The organism is Rhizobium aethiopicum, from assembly GCF_014197535.1.
GTDB classification, from domain to species: Bacteria; Pseudomonadota; Alphaproteobacteria; order Rhizobiales; family Rhizobiaceae; genus Rhizobium; species Rhizobium aethiopicum_A.
This window is the reverse complement of sequence record NZ_JACIFV010000029.1, coordinates 1-17,913: the sequence shown is the minus strand read 5'-3', so window position 1 is coordinate 17,913 and position 17,913 is coordinate 1. Positions and strand designations below refer to the sequence as shown.

Annotated in this window: 13 protein-coding genes; 4 read left to right on the top strand and 9 right to left on the bottom strand. The window is 60.2% G+C overall.

Annotated elements, in window-relative coordinates:
• Positions 1-57 precede the first annotated feature (57 nt).
• Positions 58-1,335, top strand: a complete 1,278-nt coding sequence (locus GGD53_RS27025) for a Gfo/Idh/MocA family protein (protein ID WP_184459804.1) — start codon at positions 58-60, stop codon at positions 1,333-1,335.
• A gap of 26 nt (positions 1,336-1,361) precedes the next feature.
• On the opposite strand, the gene GGD53_RS27020 is transcribed toward GGD53_RS27025, so the two are convergent.
• Genes GGD53_RS27020 through GGD53_RS27010 form a run of 3 tightly spaced genes read right to left on the bottom strand, consistent with a single transcriptional unit; the run spans position 1,362 to position 5,263 of the window.
• On the bottom strand, positions 1,362-2,372 hold the full coding sequence (locus GGD53_RS27020; RefSeq protein WP_184459803.1) for a hydroxyacid dehydrogenase: 1,011 nt from the start codon (positions 2,370-2,372) through the stop codon (positions 1,362-1,364).
• Positions 2,369-4,225 (bottom strand): DUF2264 domain-containing protein, encoded by a 1,857-nt coding sequence (locus GGD53_RS27015; RefSeq protein WP_184459802.1) that lies wholly within the window; start codon positions 4,223-4,225, stop codon positions 2,369-2,371. Before GGD53_RS27015 ends, GGD53_RS27020 begins: the two co-directional genes overlap by 4 nt.
• Before the next feature lie 9 nt (positions 4,226-4,234).
• Entirely contained in the window at positions 4,235-5,263 is a 1,029-nt protein-coding gene (locus GGD53_RS27010; RefSeq protein ID WP_184459801.1) for a LacI family DNA-binding transcriptional regulator, read from the bottom strand.
• Between the two features lie 145 nt (positions 5,264-5,408).
• Here GGD53_RS27010 and GGD53_RS27005 point away from each other — a divergent pair, with 145 nt between their 5' ends.
• Positions 5,409-6,695 (top strand): ABC transporter substrate-binding protein, encoded by a 1,287-nt coding sequence (locus GGD53_RS27005; RefSeq protein WP_184459800.1) that lies wholly within the window; start codon positions 5,409-5,411, stop codon positions 6,693-6,695.
• Positions 6,696-6,755: 60 nt separating this feature from the next.
• On the opposite strand, the gene GGD53_RS27000 is transcribed toward GGD53_RS27005, so the two are convergent.
• The 5 genes from GGD53_RS27000 to GGD53_RS26980 are packed head-to-tail and all read right to left on the bottom strand — an operon-like array spanning position 6,756 to position 12,142.
• Positions 6,756-7,727: a glycoside hydrolase family 26 protein gene (locus GGD53_RS27000; RefSeq protein ID WP_184459799.1), complete on the bottom strand. Its 972-nt coding sequence runs from the start codon at positions 7,725-7,727 to the stop codon at positions 6,756-6,758.
• Positions 7,728-7,730: 3 nt separating this feature from the next.
• Positions 7,731-8,249: a DUF995 domain-containing protein gene (locus GGD53_RS26995; RefSeq protein ID WP_184459798.1), complete on the bottom strand. Its 519-nt coding sequence runs from the start codon at positions 8,247-8,249 to the stop codon at positions 7,731-7,733.
• A gap of 35 nt (positions 8,250-8,284) precedes the next feature.
• Positions 8,285-10,138 (bottom strand): glycosyltransferase family 2 protein, encoded by a 1,854-nt coding sequence (locus tag GGD53_RS26990; protein ID WP_184459797.1) that lies wholly within the window; start codon positions 10,136-10,138, stop codon positions 8,285-8,287.
• Complete coding sequence (galE, locus tag GGD53_RS26985; RefSeq protein WP_184459796.1) at positions 10,135-11,118, bottom strand: UDP-glucose 4-epimerase GalE; 984 nt, start codon at positions 11,116-11,118, stop codon at positions 10,135-10,137. The genes GGD53_RS26990 and galE overlap by 4 nt, the downstream gene beginning before the upstream one ends.
• 1 nt (position 11,119) lies before the next feature.
• Positions 11,120-12,142, bottom strand: coding sequence for a UDP-glucuronic acid decarboxylase family protein (locus GGD53_RS26980; protein WP_184459795.1), 1,023 nt, complete (start codon positions 12,140-12,142; stop codon positions 11,120-11,122).
• 382 nt (positions 12,143-12,524) lie between these two features.
• Between GGD53_RS26980 and GGD53_RS26975 the strand changes: the two genes are divergently transcribed.
• The gene (locus GGD53_RS26975; protein WP_184459794.1) at positions 12,525-12,848 is read left to right on the top strand and encodes a hypothetical protein; all 324 of its coding nucleotides are present in this window, start codon (positions 12,525-12,527) and stop codon (positions 12,846-12,848) included.
• A gap of 109 nt (positions 12,849-12,957) precedes the next feature.
• On the opposite strand, the gene GGD53_RS26970 is transcribed toward GGD53_RS26975, so the two are convergent.
• A complete protein-coding gene (locus tag GGD53_RS26970) occupies positions 12,958-13,740 on the bottom strand; it encodes a helix-turn-helix transcriptional regulator (RefSeq protein WP_184459793.1) in 783 nt (260 codons plus the stop codon).
• A gap of 628 nt (positions 13,741-14,368) precedes the next feature.
• Here GGD53_RS26970 and GGD53_RS26965 point away from each other — a divergent pair.
• Positions 14,369-17,788 carry a DEAD/DEAH box helicase gene (locus GGD53_RS26965; RefSeq protein ID WP_184459792.1) on the top strand — a complete coding sequence of 1,140 codons (3,420 nt, stop codon included), beginning with the start codon at positions 14,369-14,371 and terminating at the stop codon, positions 17,786-17,788.
• Positions 17,789-17,913 lie beyond the last annotated feature (125 nt).

Sequence of the window (17,913 nt, the reverse complement as noted above, 5' to 3'; positions counted from 1 at the left end):
GCTGGAATTGCTCTGAAATCCAATTGTTTCATCACGTATGGAAAGAGGAATCATTCGATGGAGAAACGCCGTTTTGCCCTGATCGGCACCGGTAACCGCGGCACCACCATGTGGGGCAAGGACCTGCTTGCCGGCTGGCGCGAACATGTCGATCTCACAGCCATCGTCGAAAAGAACTCGCTTCGCGGCGAGCGCGCCCGCAACATGATCGGCAGCAATGCGCCGCTCTATGCAAACATCGATTCCATGCTTGCCGAGCAGAGGCCGGATCTCGCCATCGTCTGCACGCCTGACCATACGCATGACGATATCATCGTGCGGGCGCTGGAATCCGGCATCGACGTCATCACCGAAAAGCCGATGACCACCTCGGTGGAGAAAATTCGCCGGATTCTCGACGCCGAAAAGCGTACCGGTCGCCGGGTCGACGTCTCCTTCAACTATCGCTATGCGCCGACGGCCGCGAAGATCAAGGAACTGCTCAATGCCGGCGAGATCGGCCGGGTGACCTCGGTCGACTTCCACTGGTATCTCAACACCAAGCACGGCGCCGATTATTTCCGCCGCTGGCATGCCTACACAGAAAATTCCGGCAGCCTGTTCGTCCACAAGGCCACCCACCACTTCGACCTGCTGAACTGGTATCTCGACAGCGATCCCGAGGCCGTCACCTCTTTCGCCGATCTGCAGAACTACGGCCGCAAGGGCCCGTTCCGTGGACCCCGCTGCAAGCTCTGTCCGCATGCGCAGGAATGCGACTATTATCTCGATATCGAAAAGGATCCGTTCCTCGATCAGCTCTACGAAGATCCTTCGAAGATCGACGGTTATTTCCGCGATGGCTGCGTCTTTCGCGAAGATATCGACATCCCCGACACGATGGTCGTGTCCATCCGCTACCGCAACAACGTCCATGTCTCCTATTCGCTGAACACCTTCCAGCCGATCGAGGGCCATCACCTGGCCTTCAACGGTACGAAGGGACGCATCGAGCTTCGCCAGTATGAGGCTCAGCCCTGGGAGGTGCCGAGGGAAGACACCATCCTTCTCATCCGCAATTTCCCGAATGGGAAGGAGGCGGTGGAGCGCATCGTCGTGCCGCATTTCACCGGCGGCCATTACGGCGGCGACGACCGGATGCGCAACATGATCTTCAAGCCTGACATGGAAGATCGGCTCGGCCAGCGCGCCGGCACACGGGCGGGCGCCATGTCCGTGCTCTGCGGCATTGCCGCGCTGACGAGCTCGCGCACCGGCAAGGTGGTCGATATCGCCGAACTCATGCCCGAACTTGCCAATGACGGTTCGCCCAATTCGTTGAGAACACCACGCTGACCGCATGGCCAGCGCGATCGCGCGCGTCAGGCGATGTTTTCGAGATCCTGCCGGCGGATCTGGTAGAGCAACGGCCGGCCGGTCACAAAACGCTCAACCTCGTCCGCCGCCATCTCCCCGAGACGCGCCCGTTCCAGGCCTATGGCGCCGGCAATATGGGGTGTCAGGAAAACGTTCGGCAGATCGTAGAACACCGAACCCACCTCCGGAATTTCCGGATCGGTCACATCGATGACCGCATCGATGCGGCCGGTCTTCAGCTCCGAAAGCAGGGCTGCCTCATCAATGAGGATGCCGCGCGCGGTGTTGATAAGCGTTGCCCCGTCCTTCATCAGCGACAGTCTTCGCGCATCGATCATATGCTGCGTCGACGGCAGTGACGGCGCGTGCAGGGAAACGATATCGGCTCGGCCCATCAATTCGTCGAGATCGACCTTTTCCGCTCCCAATCCGGCGGCCTCGACGGCATCGAGCATGGGATCGAACAGCAGCAGCCTGTAATCGAAGGGTTTCAGGAGCTCGATCACGCGCCTGCCGATGCGCGAGGCGCCGACGATGCCGAGGGTTCGTCCATAATTGCCGATCGCTTCCCGCTGCATCGGATAGGTCCGATCGCGATTGCGGTCGCCGACGTAGAGGTCGCGGAAACGGAAGGCGCGTTTGCCGGCGAAGAGGATCGCAGCCAGCGTGAATTCGGCAACGGGCACGGCATTGGCCTCGGCCGCGTGGCTGACCGCTATGCCGGCTTCGAAGATGGCGTCGTCAATGATGCCCTTCACCGTCCCCGCCGCATGGACGACGAGACGAAGCCGCGGCGCGGCCGCGGGGATCTCAGGCCCGACATAGGGCACACCCCAGCCGGTGATCAGGATCTCCGCTTCTGAAAGCAGGCGTCTTGCCCGCGCGTCGTCCAGCCGCTGCAGCGGCTCGGGATCGAGCAGGCGCCCGATCGTATCGAGCCGGCGCAGGATCTCATCGGGCAGGACATGCTCCGTGCGCGACGGCTCCATGGCAAGGACGATGGCCGGGCGGCTCATGGCATCTGACCCGGCGCTTCGATGGCGCTGACGGTTACACCCTTTTCCCGCGCCAGGGCCTCCAGCGCCGCAATATCAGGCGCTTTCGGCGGTCGCGTCCAGGCCGACGAGACGGCAGCCGGATCGTCGAGCGCCAGCACCGCCGTCACCAGGATGGTCTCACCGGCCGGAATCTGCCCCCGCAGTTGCGGCACGATGGTCTTCGCGACGATCACATTGGTGTTGGGCTGGGCCTTCTGCGCGAGTCCGACACGTTTGACCGAAGAGCCGAGATCGAGAATGCCGGTGAAGTCGGCTTCGCCGATGGCATAGGCTGCCCCCTCCGAGGCCGACAGCCTATCCTGCTCGAAGTCGCGGCGGCCGATGGCAAAGCCGCCTTCGGCAATCCGCAGCGGCCGGCCCGACCTGATCCGGTGGAGGCGGATATGCCAGGGGGCGGCGGGCACGAGCCAGGTTTCGACTTCGGTATCGGGAAAGGGCGACCATTTCGAATGAAGCACATCACCCGCGAGCCGGGCCTCCTCATTCGTTTCACGCACGCGGTAGTGCAGGCCGTCATCGCTGAAGGCCAGCATGGAATCGAAGGCGGCCAGCGCAAAACCGCGTTCGTCGGATTCGACGCTGAAGCCGTATCGGCTCGAATATGCGAATTTCGCGTATTTCTCGGTGCCGAAACGCATCTGCAGGTTTTCCTGGCCGGAAGATAGCGCCACGACATCGCCGCCTGCCCGCATGAGGACCATGCCGGGATGGCGCTGGGGAACGACCTCGGGCGTGGGCTCCGGCGCCTTCTCGCTGGCGCTCCAGAAGGGATGATCTGCCGCGATCGCCAGCGGCAGGAAGGCCTTCAGGGCCCAATAAGGCGAGCCGGCGGAATTGTAGCTTTCCGACATCAGCAGGTTCGGGTAGCCGAAACCGATCGAGAGAGCGCCGTCGCGATCGGCGATCGGCTTGTCCCTCCACCAGCGCAGATGCTGCAGGCAGAGATGCTTGACCTCACCCCAGGGCAAAGCCTCGACATCGGCAAAGGCGAGCGCCGACCAGAAGCCGGCGCAGGCAAAACGGTAGGTCAGGCTGCGGCCGAAGGGAATCGTCGCGCCGTCGGCGGCAAACCAGTGGCGGAAATCCCGGGCGAAGAGGATGGCGCGCTCGCGATAGCGTTTCGCATAATCGTCATCGACGAGCTTCGAATAGATCAGCCCATAGAAATGCATGGCAAAGGGAATGTAGTGGTCGATACGACGCACGTTTCCGTCGCGATACCAGCCGTCGCCGATATAGAAGCCTTCGAGCTCCTGTAGATATTGCCGCGTCAGGCGGCGGTCGAAATCGACGCCGAGACGATCCAGCGCGATATCGACGAAGATGCGGAAAAATTTCCAGTTGTTGTCGGCATAGTCGAACTGCCTGGCATGTTTGAGATAGGCGACGACATTGCTGCGGGCGCGCGCATCGAGCGGCTCCCAGATCTTTTCCGGCACCAGCGCCAGGGCAAAACCAAGGGCAGCAAGCTCGACCATCCGCTGATCCCGGCCATTGACCGTTCCCCAATATTCGGGATGGGCGGGGTCGGTGCCGTTTGCGAGACCTTCGGCAAATCGATACCAGTGGGCGAAGTCGCCACCGCCGGCGCCAAAAGGCGCCAATCCCCAGAGCGGGCGGGCAAAACCCTCGAGATCGGCGGCCGCCCGATCGAAGTGGGCGGCGGCGCCATTGAGCCTGACGCGGGCATTGCCCTGTGAAAAGCAGGGAAGCAGCGGATCGAAGAGAGCGAGCAGAGCGCGGCTCATATCGGCGCGGGTTTCAAGCGAATTGCCGGCAAGTGGATTGGCGCTGGCGGGCTCGTAAGTCATCGGCACCTCTTACGGTTTCTCGGCATTGGCAACGCTCCCTCCCGGAACGGGAACGACCGCCTGGCAGATGTGGCGCGCAGCCGCAGTCCTGTTACGGAAACGGGACAACATCAGCGACACGGCCTCGCGCCCGAGGGCAGCCCGGTCGACCCGCATGGTGGAAAGCCGCGGATTGGTCATCAATGCGCAGGGCAGATCATCAAAACCGATTATCGCGAAATCCTCCGGCACCCGCAGGCCGGCCTCGGTGACGGCTTCGAGAACGCCGACGGCAATGAAATCATTCATGCAGAACGCCGCGGTGAAGCCGGCATTTTCGGCAAGGACTGCCGCGGTGCGTTCGTGGGCCTCGCGGCTGGCGCTACCCTGGAGCGCCAGCGAAACGAAGCGCCCCTCGGCACCGGGGACGGCGGCGATCGCCGCCTCGAAGCCACGAATGCGCTCCCGAATCGTATGGCGGTGAGAGCCGCTCAGATGCAGGATGCGGCGATGGCCGGCCCTCGTCAGCCGGCTGGCCGCCTCGAAGGCCCCGAAGAAATTAGCCGGCGAAACACCATCGAACTGCATCCTGGGATCAGTGCCGTTGACGAGCACAGTCGGTATCGTGGTGGCCTGCAGCCAGTCGCGCAAGCTTTCGTTGGGGTCGATGCCGACGAGAAAAAGACCCGCGGCCCCCGCGGCCTGCATATAATCGCGCACGGCATCCGGCGTGATCCGATCCTCGCGGACCAGCCGAATTTCGAAAGGCATGCCAGCTTCGGCGGCGCCGGTGCGCAAGCCGTCGACAATCGCTTCATAGAAGACGCTGAGCCCGCCGGTGACGCCGTCGCTGGCAATCAGCGCCAGGCCACCGGCAACGGCTTCGGCAGCAGGCTTGACGGGATAACCGTGCTCGGCCGCCACCTTCAATATCTGCCGCCGGACGGTTTCGCTGATCCCCGGTTCGTTGGCGAGCACGCGCGACACCGTCGAGACGGAGACGCCCGCTAATGTGGCTATGTCGGCCTGCCGCAGCCGTCTGACTTTTTCATCGCTCATAGACAAACATTATGCAAATAATGCAAAGTTGCAATACCGGAGTTATTTCTTGCAATAAATTCTTTTTTGCGTAACCTGTCACGGGAAAATGCCCGACAACGCCATGGAGGATGGCAGCGGACATATTGGGACAAGGGAGGATATCATGCAGGTCAATCGCCGTTCATTTCTGATGGGTTCTGCCGGTGCAGCCGCCGGCCTTGCCTTTGGCGCCGGAAGCGCCATCCCGGCCTTTGCCGAAGACACGCAGCTCCGTGCCATGTGGTGGGGGTCGAACGACCGCGCCAAGCGGACGCTCGATGTCGCCAAACTCTACCAGTCGAAAACACCCGGCGTGACGATCGTCGGTGAATCGCTTTCGGGCGACGGCTACTGGACGAAGCTCGCCACGCAGATGGCCGGCCGCTCGATCGCTGACGTCTTTCAGCTCGAGCCGGGGACGATCTCCGATTATTCCAAGCGCGGCGCCTGCATGCCGCTCGACGAATTCGTCCCCTCGACGTTGAAGGTTCAGTCCTTCGGCGCCGACGTGCTGAAACTGACCACCATCGACGGGAAACTCTATGGTGTCGGCCTCGGCCTCAACTCTTTCTCTATGTTCTTCGACACGGTGGAATTCGCAAAGGCAGGCATTCCGCTGCCGACACCCGACCTGACATGGGATGAATATGCCAAACTGGCGGTGGAACTCTCCAAGTCCTCGGGCAAGGCAGGCGGCCCTTATGCGGCCCGCTACGCCTATGTCTTCGATGCCTGGCTGCGCCAGCGCGGCAAAAGCCTCTTTGCGAAGGAAACGGTCGGGCTCGGTTTCACGGCCGACGATGCCACGGAGTGGTTCGACTATTGGGAGAAGCTGCGCAAGGCGGGAGGCACGGTTGCTGCCGACGTCCAGACGCTCGATCAGAACACCATTGACACCAACGCCCTCGGTCTCGGCAAATCGGTGATCGGCATGGCCTATTCCAACCAGATGATCGGTTATCAGCTGATCATCAAGAACAAAATCGGCATCACCATGCTGCCGCGGGAAAAGAAGGGCGGGCCGTCGGGCCACTACTACCGCCCTGCGCTGATCTGGAGCGTCGGCGCCACGACGAAGAACGGCGAAGCGGCCGCCAAATTTATCGACTTCTTCGTCAACGACATCGAAGCCGGCAAGATTCTCGGCGTCGAGCGCGGCGTACCGATGTCGCCAGCCGTGCGTGAAGCCATTCTGCCGCAGCTGAACCCGACGGAGCAGGAAACAGTCAAATACGTCAACATGCTCAAGGATCAGGTCGGCGAATATCCGCCGCCGGTGCCGATGGGTGCAACCCAATTCGACCAGCGCGTGCTGCGCCCGATCTGCGACGAACTCGCCTTCGAACGGACCTCGCCCGCCGATGCGGCGACCCGGCTCGTCGAAGAGGGTAAGGCAACGCTCAAGGGATGATCGCTTGCCTTATATGAGAGGAGAGGGCCGCCAACCCCAACGGGCCTCTCCCTCGCAACATCAGTTGGCCGCCAAGCTCTCGACCACGCGCCAGTCAGGCCGGCCGAGATTGAACGGCCAGGCATGCACCTCGCGGTCATTGAAATAGACGACTTCCCGAAGGTTCGGAAAGGCGCTCTGTTTCAAAGTCGCGGTTTCGATCCAGGGCCTCATATAGGCGTCGCCGCCTTCGTAGCCGAGCTCTGCGACCCAGATAGGCTTTCCATAGCCGGCGACGAGATCATAACCCTGCTTCAGCGCTTCCGAGAAGGTCCGGTGCTTGTTGTAAGCAAGTTCATCGTAGCGCTCCAGCCCGAAAACCGAGACACCGATGAGATCGACATAATCGTCGCCGGGATAGTAATCCTGCAGGCCGGACACACCCTTCGGCGACCACATTAGCTCGGTGCCTGGCGCCTCTTCGCGAACGATGTCCATCATTCGTCTGTAGGCGGTAATATAGTCTTGCGGGTTCCAGCCGGCCCACGAAAACCGCCCGGATTTGTCCTCCATCTCCTGTCCCCAGCGGATGACGACGGGACTTTTCAGCTGCGATATCATCTGCGCGATCGCACGCATGTTGACATCATAGTCGCCACGGAGAAGCTTTGCGCGAAGCTGGCCCGAAGGCAGCCGCGTATCGACGTCCCAGGACCAGGGCTCCACCGTTATCAGCAGGTTGCGGCCCCTGGCCAGCGCATAGGCATCCGCAACGCGCAGCGTCTCCAGGTCAACGTCTTCCCACGGCAGGAACAGGGCTTCGGTCGAAACATTGGCCTGGGCGCCGAAATCTCCATGCGGGTCGTAGGCGCCGAACTTGATGCCGTCGGCATGGACGACGGGGCGTTTGTCGGTGATCGTCCGCGCGCTCGCCGTCAGGTTCGGCGCAATGCCCGCATATTGCACCTCACTTCGGCCCGGAAGCTCCGCGGCGCACAACAGCAGCAGCGCGATCGCGGCGGTCGAGAGGTGATTTTTCGTCAGCTTCTTCATGGCTCACCCTCCTTTTCGGGCTATTTCCTGATTCAGCAGGAGCTGCTTCAGTTCATAGGCCCTGGCGCTGACGGTATCCGTGGAGACGAGCTTGCGGAATTCGTCATCCTGGCGCAGCGAAGAATGGCGGAAGACGTACCAATCGCCGTCCGGCTGACGGCGCTGGTAGATCGTGTTGCCGATCTTGCGGTGACCGAAACAGGTGCTGGCACGCGCTGCTCCCTCGGCATTCGTCCAGGTCGCGCGCATGCAGAGCTGGCCGAGATCGTCGACCACCCATTTGCCTTCGGCGAAGGACTGCTTGCCCTTGTCATTGGTCCAGGCCACGAACCGCCGGCCTTCATCGAAGAAACGGCCGCCGCCGGTGCCCCAGGTCCAGGTCTTGTCACCGTAGATGCGATAGAGTTCATAGGCGCTGAGCGGCGTCGGCGGCGTCTTGGCGGCCTCGGCAGCGTGCGTCATCACAGGCAGGCACAGGCTGAGAGCCAGGGCTGCGCCATACAGTCTCGATCCGATGCTCATTATATGCTCCTCCTCGACACGTCCCGGTGGCCGGTTCAAACACCCTGTTGGTCCCGCTTGGTGTTTCCGAATCCATTCCACCTGAGACGAAACTTCACGATCCTGGTCTTGCCGAGCCCGGCCCCGGCGACGGCAAATTGCGATTGGCTGAAACTGACAAACGTCTGGCCATGGGAAAGGGCTTCGAGGCCGCGCAGACCGTGATTACTCGCCTGCATGCCGCCGGTGACACAAATCGCCAAACCCATGGCTGTGGCGAACCAAAGCCCGCGCGATTGCGGCAGCAGCGGCAGGCCGTTCTCGATCGCATGGCGGATGACGATCAGCACCGTCAGCGACATATAGATTGCAAGGTTCATCGCTGCGAAGAGATAAAAGCCCTGAGCGGCAGCGGCCTCGCCCGCGAACACCATGGCCGCGGCGCAAAACCCCGCGAGAGCAAGATAGGGCGCAACGACGCGCAGCGGCAAAGATCGCTGCTGCCTTCCCTTCGGAGTGATGCGAAAGTCGACGAAAGAACCCGCGACATAGTCGCGAATGGCCGCCAGGCTGCCGGCCAGCGACCATGGCCAGCGCAGAAAGATGAAGGCGAGCCCTTCCCAGCCAAACAGTTTCGCATCGTGCGGCCGGAAGGTTCCCGTGGCCCGCCAGAAGAAAGCAAAGAGCGTCAGCACGATCGATATTGGCGCGCAATGCAGCAGAAAATCCGGATAGGTCACGTTGACGAAGACCTGGCCCGTCAGCAAGGCGGCAATCGGCAGCAGGAACATCACTGCCATGACGGCGGAAAAGAGCGGATACCACAGCTGCGAAAAGACGAACTGAAATTTCAGCCGCCACGGCAGATGGATGAGATAGCGGCGGGAATATTGCAGCAGGATGGTGACGAGGCTGCGCGACCACTGGAATTCCTGCACGGCGAGATCGACGAAATTCGCCGGGCCGTCGCCGTGAGCGATCGCATCGACCGCGTGGACACCGCGCCAGCCGCCGGCGTTCATCATCAGCGTCGTCGAATGATCTTCGGCAAGCTCGGGGCCAAGGCCGCCGATCTGGCGAAGGGCTGATGTGCGGACCGCATAGTGGGAGCCGATGCACAGCGGCGCCCAGCCATTGTTGTAACCGGTTTGCAGCGAGCCGTGCAGACTTGCCTCTGCGTAGAGCCTGCCGCGCGCGACCCAACTCGCCGCGGCATTCGCATCACAGATGCTGGGAGCGGAAACATAGCCGACGCCAGGATCGGCGAAGGGGCGCAGGACTTCACGGAGATAGGTCGGTGTCGGCACATGATCGGCATCGAACTGGGCGACGAAATCGTAACGCGCATAGCCGAAATGGTCGTAGAAATAGGCGAGATTACCTTCCTTGCACCGCGTCCGGCGCGGCCAGGTCGTGCGGTGATACTCCGTCACGCCCTTTCGCGTCGATATCAGCACGCCGTGCTCGGCGCACCAGCGTCTGGTTTCCGCGGAAGGATCCTCATCGGCCAGCCAGACATCGAACTCGACACCGGTCTGATCGAGCATGGCCTGAAGCGTGGCGCGGACGACGGCAAAGGGTTCGGACGGCGCTTTGGTGACGACCATTGCCACGCGTCCTTCCGGCAGCCGGGCGCGCGAACCGATCGTTCTGGCATCGAGGAAGATCAGGATGAAATAGGCGGGCACAAGCGTGATCCAGGCAAGCACGACGGTGACGAGCACGAAGGCTGACCAGGAAATGATATGGGCGGACTGACACCACCAGCTCCAGAAGTAGCCGAGCGCCGCCAGCCAGCAAAGGATGCCAAAACCATAGGCGACACGCTTCCGACCGGTGAAAACCGGGTTGAATGCGTCGGCGGCTTTCGCCGTCCTGATCCGGTGATCGATCTCCGAAACCAGGCTCATGCCGTCATCTCCAGCCCGAAGGTGGGTCCGGCCGTGCGGATGATCGTGTCGAGATCCGAAAGAGCCGGCACGAAGCCGAGCTCTGCCTTGGCCCGTGCCGTATTGGCAAATAGGATCGGCGGATCGCCGGGGCGGCGGGCGCGATAACGGACGGGGACTTCGCGGCCGCTGGCGCGATAGACCGCGTCGAGGATCTCGCGCACTGACGTGCCGCGGCCGGAACCGAGATTGACGCTGAGCGAGGCGCCGTCTGCGATCAGGTGGTTGACGGCGGCCAAATGTGCCTGCGCGAGATCGCTGACATGGATATAATCGCGAACGCAGGTTCCGTCCTGGGTCGAATAGTCGGTGCCGAAGATATCGAGCCGCTCCAGCCTGCCGGCGGCGGCGAGGAGGGCGCGAGGAATGAGATGTGTCTCGGGCTCGTGACGCTCGGCAAGCTCGCCATCCGGATCGGCGCCGGCCGCGTTGAAATAACGCAGGGCAGCGAAGCGGATGCCATAGGCGGCGGCAAAATCCTCGAGCGCCATCTCGAAGATCAGCTTGGTGCGGCCATAAGGATTGACCGGTTGCTGTAGACTTTCCTCCCGTACCGGCAACGAGGCGGGAACGCCATAGGTGGCGCAGCTGCTCGAAAAGACGATCTTGTCGATGTCCTGGTCGAGACAGGCCTCGAGCAGCGTGAGACTGCCGACGACATTGTTGCGGTAATATTTCCTCGGCATGTCGACGGATTCGCCGACATAGGCGTTGGCGCCGCAATGGATGACGCAATCCGGCGAAAATTCGGCCATCGTCCGGCGTAGCGCGGCTGCGTCGCCGAGCTCACCGCGGACGAGCGGGCCCCAGCGGACACTGTCGGCATGTCCGGTCGAGAGGTTGTCGTAGGTAACCGGGATCATCCCGGCGCGCGACAGCGCTTTGCAGATATGACTGCCTATGAAACCGGCGCCGCCGGTGACGAGAATATGGCGGGGCATCTCATACAACCTCCGCCTGCTCCGTCCCGGCAAGCAGGCCGTCGAAATATTCGACGGTGCGCGCCAGGCCGGCTTCGAGCTCGATATGAGGCTGCCATGCCAGCTCCGTCATCGCCCGTGAGATATCCGGCCGCCGCTGGCGGGGATCGTCGACGACAGCAGGCAGGTGAATGATGCGCGAGCGCGAATTCGTGAGATCCCGGATGATCTCCGCCAGTCGTCGAACGGTGAACTCGCCCGGGTTGCCGAGATTGATCGGACCGTGGCATGCGCTGCCGGCGGCCGAGAAACGCAGAAAACCTTCGATGAGATCATCGACATAGCAGAAAGAACGGGTCTGCAGGCCGTCGCCGTAAATCGTCATGTCGGCGTTGCGCAGGGCCTGCACGATGAAGTTGGAGACCACGCGGCCATCATCCAGGCGCATGCGAGGTCCGTAGGTGTTGAAGATGCGGCCGACCTTGATGTCGACGCCGTGGGTCCGGTGATAATCGAAGAACAGGGTTTCGGCGCTGCGTTTTCCCTCGTCGTAACAGGCTCGCGGCCCGATGGAGTTGACATTGCCGCAATAGGACTCGCGCTGCGGGCTCTGGGTCGGATCGCCATAGACTTCCGACGTCGACGACTGAACGACGATCGCGCCGGTCTTGCGCGCACAATCCAAGGTGTTGACGGCGCCGAGCACATTGGTGAGCAAGGTGCCCACCGGATCCCGTTGATAATCGGGGGGAGAGGCAGGAGAGGCGAAGTTGAAGATCAGCGACGCTTCGATATCGAAGGGCTGGCGGACATCGTGCTCGATGATGCGAAAGCGGGGGTTCGACGCGAGATGCTCGACATTTGCGGGGCGGCCGGTGGAAAAGTTGTCGAGGCATATGACGCTGTGGCCGCGCAGCAGAAGCCTTTCGCAGAGATGCGAGCCAAGAAAGCCGGCTCCGCCATTTACAAGAGCGGTGCCCAGATTCTTGAGCACCGCTATGTTCTTTACTTCAGAACAGCCTTTGCCGGGAACGAAACTACGCATTACAAACTCCTCCCCACGTTTTAGTCTTTTGTATTATTAAGGCGCCTTACACCTCCACTACCCGGATGGATATTCATGCAACTGAGTACCCATACAGGAATAATTTCGAGGTTATTCTTCCGATAACTCATTTACTATTGAAATGATAAGACGATTGTTATAGCGGTCAACTTTAAAAACATAAAATATCCCAAATAATTACGCCGTTGTTCTTTGGGGTAACAAATGATTAATCATTTTACCTATTTTTTCACGTAATACGGGAATCACGGCGTTGCTCAAACTTTGCTCAATAAAGATCGGATAGAAGAGGAGAGGTCGGCCGCGCAGGGCTGCGCGACCGGCCTTGCATCCGGAAGCGTCATATGCGAGGGATTTGGGCATGTTCAAAAATCGCGCCGCAGCCCGGCCGAAAGGCTGGCGTCCATTTCATTTTGCGACGCTTGCCGGGGGAGCGACGCTTCTTGCGATCGGAGCAACGGCTTGTGCGGTCGTTGACGACGACATGGCCGCCATCGCGAAAAAGAATGTTGTTGTCGTCGAGACGCCATCCGTTTCGAAGGCTTACACCTACCCGGAAAATCGAACCGCTCGGCCTGCTGCGGCACGAGCCCGCATCGTCGCCTATCACGGGTCCGCGCGCTATATCTGCTCTCCAAGCGGCTTCGGACAGAAGTCGCGCTGCTTTGCGCGTCCCTCGATCTGAAGCAAAAGCGCCGCTGCATATTTCTTAAATCGGAATCGATTTAAGGATAGAACATGCGTAACTCAAAGTGAGACAACGCTGTTGCACGCAAGGGGCGCGGCGCTGTCGATCAGTTGCGCCAACGGCTGGACATGTCGTCATCGCCGACCGGATGATCATTGAAGAAGCGGGACGCTGCTTCCGTGCGGTTTCGGACGTTCATCTTCTTATAGATGTTGCGGACGTGAACCTTCACCGTATTTTCGGAAAGGTGCAGCTTGTCGGCTATAATCTTGTTCTGCGTCCCCTTGCAGATGAGATCCAGGATCTGAACCTCCCGAGTCGTCAAGGCGGAGATGCTGTCGCGTCTCAGCTTGAGCGCATTGTTGCGGGCGGCATCAACCGATTTCGTCTGATAAAGTGAGGCCTCCAACTGGGTGCCCTTATTGGTGAGGCGGTTGAGAAGCGCCGAGGGAAAATGCTCCCCGCCCTTCATCAGCAGATCCACCGCCGCCATGAAAACATCAAGTCGGAGGTTAAGCGGCAGAACGCCGTCGATGATTCTTGCCTCCACCAAGCGGCTGACATAGGGCTCCATCATGTCGATGGCCTCGACGACAAGTCCGATCGAGGTTTCCGGGTGATTTTCCCTGACCGCCTGCAACGCTTCTTGCAGCTCAGGTGCGGGTATATGGTAAAATAAAACGAGCTTTATATCGCTGGTATCCTTTTCCAGCATCGGATTTGCGTTCGTTATGCTTGGCACATCGCAATTGGGAAATTTCTTTGCCAGCGCTTCCACCATGCATTCTGAAAACAGATCAGCCTTGGCTACTACAAGGATAGTATCTCCGGATGGGCTAGACTTTCTTGCCTGGTCCGCATTCTCCATTCCTGAGCCTGTCATGAACATATACGCCTCCCCTAGCGGTACACTTTACTCAAACATGAAGCGATGGCAGGTATAAGATAGTATGAAATGCCGGTCCTATTGTGTCATCGCCTTTTTCTTTAGACATTTCTTAATTATGTTAATACGGATTGAGAAGGAAGGAAATGGCCCAAAGTGATTAGTTTTAGGGAGCGAGAAACAATAAGATACTACGTATCGGTTGTATTTTTACTGATCCTTATACTTCAAGGTTATATTTGTCCCCACTATAGATAATTCAGTAAATGTAATATTTCAGTACAAATTGTAATATTTTTTGTCATCTTCGCCTGAAGATTATGAGGCATGCGAAATGCTCGCGGGTTGTTCAACCCCGCGGCGGTTGGCGGAAGTCTCGCATTCCAGCTGCTCGTGCCCAGCCGCGATCCCTGCAAGGCCAGCGCTGCTCTCGAACGTGTCCGGTCGTTCGCCGAGGCCGAGCATCGCAAGGCTGATATCGTGCCGGAGACCCTCGTGCGCTGGACAGGGGGCGCCTGCAAGGTGAAGAAAGGCGGCCGACCGGGCGCATCATCACCATGCTCTTTGATTTTGAGCTGCAATCGCTGCTAAAAGAGGCGTGAGCCTATTTTGCACTCCTCAGTGAGACGTCATGCAGATCGATGCGGACAGGGCGGAACGGGAACGGCTTCTGGCCATTCTCGATTTCTGGCATAAAATCGAGTTTTTCATACCTTATGATCTCTCCAGTCGCCTTGTCCTCGGCGAAGGACGGACCGTTTTCTGGCTGCGTGCAGAGACGCTCTTGCAGGACAGCGCTGCACTCGGCCGTCCTGTCATACCCGAGGAGAAGCAGATCACCGGCTTTACCTTGTTCCTCGGCGTTTTCAGCAAATCCGAGATCGCCGACATCCGCAGGCACTTCGACAGCGCTGCGCTCGACATTGCCGAGTATGAGGATGCCGAACGGAGCGATCTCGATGGCGATACCTGCTTTGCCAGCCTGCAGCTTACTCCGCTCGGACAGCCGATGTTCGAAACATTTTCCGTCTCGACGCTTCCGTGGGCCCTCGGACGGGTACGGAAAACCGGTCTCTCCTCGCTCAGCCATGAGGCATTTGCAGACGGCAAGCGGCAGCTGTCGGAATTGCTTCAAAACTTTCAGGCGCAGCGACAGCTGGGATCTTCATCCTTCGAGGCGGCCACCGATCAGCCGATCGATGCCGGCGAAATCCTGGCGCTGCATGAATTGCTCTGCGATTGGGCGGGTTTTGCCTCACGCCAGGAAAAGCCCATCGCCGCCGTTGAAATACGCTACCGCGACAGGGCGGAAAGACCCGAGCTCATCTCGTTGCCGCCTCAACAGGAGGACCATGCACCCAATGCCGACGAGGAAGACGAAAGTGCCAGCCTTGATGAAGACATTGGCATTCTGAACAGCTTCTTTATCGAGGATATCGAACGGGCGATGATCTGCGTCAAGCAGGGCAATGTCCCGGAGCCGCTCCGGCGGTACCTCAACCCGCCGGCAGATGAAAATCGGGTCGACCTTTATTCAGAGGAAGGACGCCGGGCGATCATTCGGGCGCTGCATCCCGGCAATCTCAACCGTGGACGTTGGTTGAGCGAGCCTCACCTTGCAATGAGCCTCATGCAACAGTTCGCGATCAGTTCGGCGATCGGCGGCCTGTCAGAAACGGGATTGTTCTCGGTCAACGGCCCACCGGGCACCGGAAAGACGACCCTGCTGCGCGACATGTTCGCCGACAATATCGTTCGGCGCGCCCGGGTGCTCTCCTCCTTGACGGCGGCGCGCGATGCCTTTGACGGCTCGCCACGCCGTGTCGGTTTTACGGATCGGAGCACCGCCTCCATATCGGCGCTGATCCCGGCTCTTGCCGGGTTCGAAATGGTCGTCGCCTCGTCCAACAATGCCGCCGTGGAGAATATTTCGCGCGACCTTCCCAAGCAGAGCTCGATCGCGAGGAAGTCTTGCTTTCAATATCTGCAGACGGTCGCGCACAAGATCGCCTGCCAGAAAGACAATGGGGCCGTCGTCAAGCTCTCCGACAGCGACCGCCCATGGGGGTTGATCGCCTGTGCGCTCGGCAATTCCAGGAACCGCCGAGCCTTCAAGGAACGTTTCGCCTTCATGGAGATCGCCGAAAGACCGAAGCCCGGCTGGTCGGGCGCCGCAAAGCCGCAGAGCATCTGGGAATGGTTGAAGAGCTATGAGGGTCCAAGCTTTGCCGAAGCGGCATCGGCTTTTCATGCTGCCGACGAGATGGTTCGCGAAAAGATCGGCCAATATGCGCGCTATGCCGATCTTCGCGATGAAATAGCGCCCGTTTCGCAGAATGTATTCTGCCGCGAAGCGCTCGAGAGGGTGGCTGCCGCCGCGGACGAAGTTTTGCATGCGCAGAACAGATGCGACATGCTGGCGACCGAAATGCGCCGCATCGCCGACGATTTGTCTTATCTGAAGGAGGAGGAACAACTGCTCGATCGCAGCGCTCCTGCGCGATGGAAGAGGGTGCTCTCGACCAACCCGGCCCGGCAGCATCGGCAAGACGTCGTCGTCAATGCGCGAAAGCAGCTGGAACTGCGCAAGGCGCTGACCGAATGCGAAGATCGGCTTGCGAAAACCGATAAACCCACGCTGGAGCGGGCTTTGCGAGAGCATGACCGGGCCGAACGGGCACTGCGGTCACGGCGGAAAATCTGGTCTGCGAAAAAAGAGGAACTCGAGCGGCTGGGGGAAATTCTCGATCATCCCGCCGCACCGGAGCGTCTCGCCGATCTCGATAAGGATCAGGTGCAGATCGACGGTCTCTGGCATCAGGACGAACTGGCGGCTCTGCGTTCGGCATTGCTGGAAGCGGCGCTGACGCTGCACGAAGCTTGGTTGGCCGATGTCGGCAGGAAGGGCGGAGGTTTTGGCGGAAACATCGTTGCCATCACCAAGCTGCTTTCCAACAACAATCCCGTCGATGACAAGCACATTGCATTGATCTGGCAGAGCCTTTTCATGATCATTCCGGTCGTGTCGACGACGTTCGCGTCTTTTGCCAAGCAGTTCCGCGGGCTCGGGCCCGGCTCGATCGGCTGGGTCTTCATCGATGAAGCCGGCCAGGCCGTGCCGCAGGCGGCGGTCGGGGCCTTGTTGCGGGCACGTCGCGTCATGGTGATCGGCGATCCCTTGCAGATCGAACCGGTTTTTACGCTTCCCAGCGCGCTGATTTCAGGCGCTTCGGCTCTTTCACCCCACACGGCGGCAGGCCAATACTCGCCGAACAGGGCGTCTGTGCAGATGCTGGCCGATGCCGCCAATCGCTACGGAACGACACTTCAGGGCGAGGAGGCAGATGGGCTTTGGATCGGCAGCCCGCTCAGAGTGCATCGACGCTGCATCGATCCGATGTTCAGCCTTGCCAATCAGATCGCCTATCAGAACAACATGATCTTCGGGCTGCAAGAGCGCCAACCGGCCGGCGACGCATCGCCCTTCTATGGCGACAGTGCCTGGATCGACGTTAAGGGCAAGGTATCGGGCAAACAGGCCGTCGCCGAGCAGACCGACTTCATCGTCGACCTCCTCGCCGCGACTTATCGGCGAGACGGTGCATTGCCAGACATCTACCTCATCTCGCCGTTCAAGGAGATCAAGACCAGTTTGAGACGGGCTCTTTCCCATGCGGTCTGGATCGGCCAAGACGGATATGCGCACGGATCTCCAGCGAAACTGCAGAAATGGCTTCAGGAACGGGTCGGCACGGTCCATACCTTCCAGGGCAAGGAAGAAGATATCGTTTTCATGGTCCTCGGCGCCGATGCCGAACATCGCGGAGCGGCCGGCTGGGCCGCATCCAAGCCAAACCTGTTGAACGTGGCGCTGACACGCGCCAAGCGCCGTTTCTACATCGTCGGCGACCGCACGCTCTGGCAAACACTTCCCTACTTCAGGGAGGCTGCAAATGCATTGCAGACGATTCGGCCCGCGGAATTCCTGGCCCGCAACGAGCTGAACGTGAGGGATCGGACTCCCGCGCCGTTCGCTGAACGTATGTTTTGAGGTCCCGGAAAAACAAAAGCCCGCCAATATGGCGGGCTTTTGGGAAGATTTGGTTGCGGGGGCAGGATTTGAACCTGCGGCCTTCAGGTTATGAGCCTGACGAGCTACCGGGCTGCTCCACCCCG

Bases quoted from the DNA above. Each gene is read 5' to 3' on its own strand.
- GGD53_RS27025 (WP_184459804.1), top strand. From the start codon at position 58: ATGGAGAAACGCCGTTTTGCCCTGATCGGCACCGGTAACCGCGGCACC.
- GGD53_RS27020 (WP_184459803.1), bottom strand. From the start codon at position 2,372: ATGAGCCGCCCGGCCATCGTCCTTGCCATGGAGCCGTCGCGCACGGAG.
- GGD53_RS27015 (WP_184459802.1), bottom strand. From the start codon at position 4,225: ATGACTTACGAGCCCGCCAGCGCCAATCCACTTGCCGGCAATTCGCTT.
- GGD53_RS27010 (WP_184459801.1), bottom strand. From the start codon at position 5,263: ATGAGCGATGAAAAAGTCAGACGGCTGCGGCAGGCCGACATAGCCACA.
- GGD53_RS27005 (WP_184459800.1), top strand. From the start codon at position 5,409: ATGCAGGTCAATCGCCGTTCATTTCTGATGGGTTCTGCCGGTGCAGCC.
- GGD53_RS27000 (WP_184459799.1), bottom strand. From the start codon at position 7,727: ATGAAGAAGCTGACGAAAAATCACCTCTCGACCGCCGCGATCGCGCTG.
- GGD53_RS26995 (WP_184459798.1), bottom strand. From the start codon at position 8,249: ATGAGCATCGGATCGAGACTGTATGGCGCAGCCCTGGCTCTCAGCCTG.
- GGD53_RS26990 (WP_184459797.1), bottom strand. From the start codon at position 10,138: ATGAGCCTGGTTTCGGAGATCGATCACCGGATCAGGACGGCGAAAGCC.
- galE (WP_184459796.1), bottom strand. From the start codon at position 11,118: ATGCCCCGCCATATTCTCGTCACCGGCGGCGCCGGTTTCATAGGCAGT.
- GGD53_RS26980 (WP_184459795.1), bottom strand. From the start codon at position 12,142: ATGCGTAGTTTCGTTCCCGGCAAAGGCTGTTCTGAAGTAAAGAACATA.
- GGD53_RS26975 (WP_184459794.1), top strand. From the start codon at position 12,525: ATGTTCAAAAATCGCGCCGCAGCCCGGCCGAAAGGCTGGCGTCCATTT.
- GGD53_RS26970 (WP_184459793.1), bottom strand. From the start codon at position 13,740: ATGTTCATGACAGGCTCAGGAATGGAGAATGCGGACCAGGCAAGAAAG.
- GGD53_RS26965 (WP_184459792.1), top strand. From the start codon at position 14,369: ATGCAGATCGATGCGGACAGGGCGGAACGGGAACGGCTTCTGGCCATT.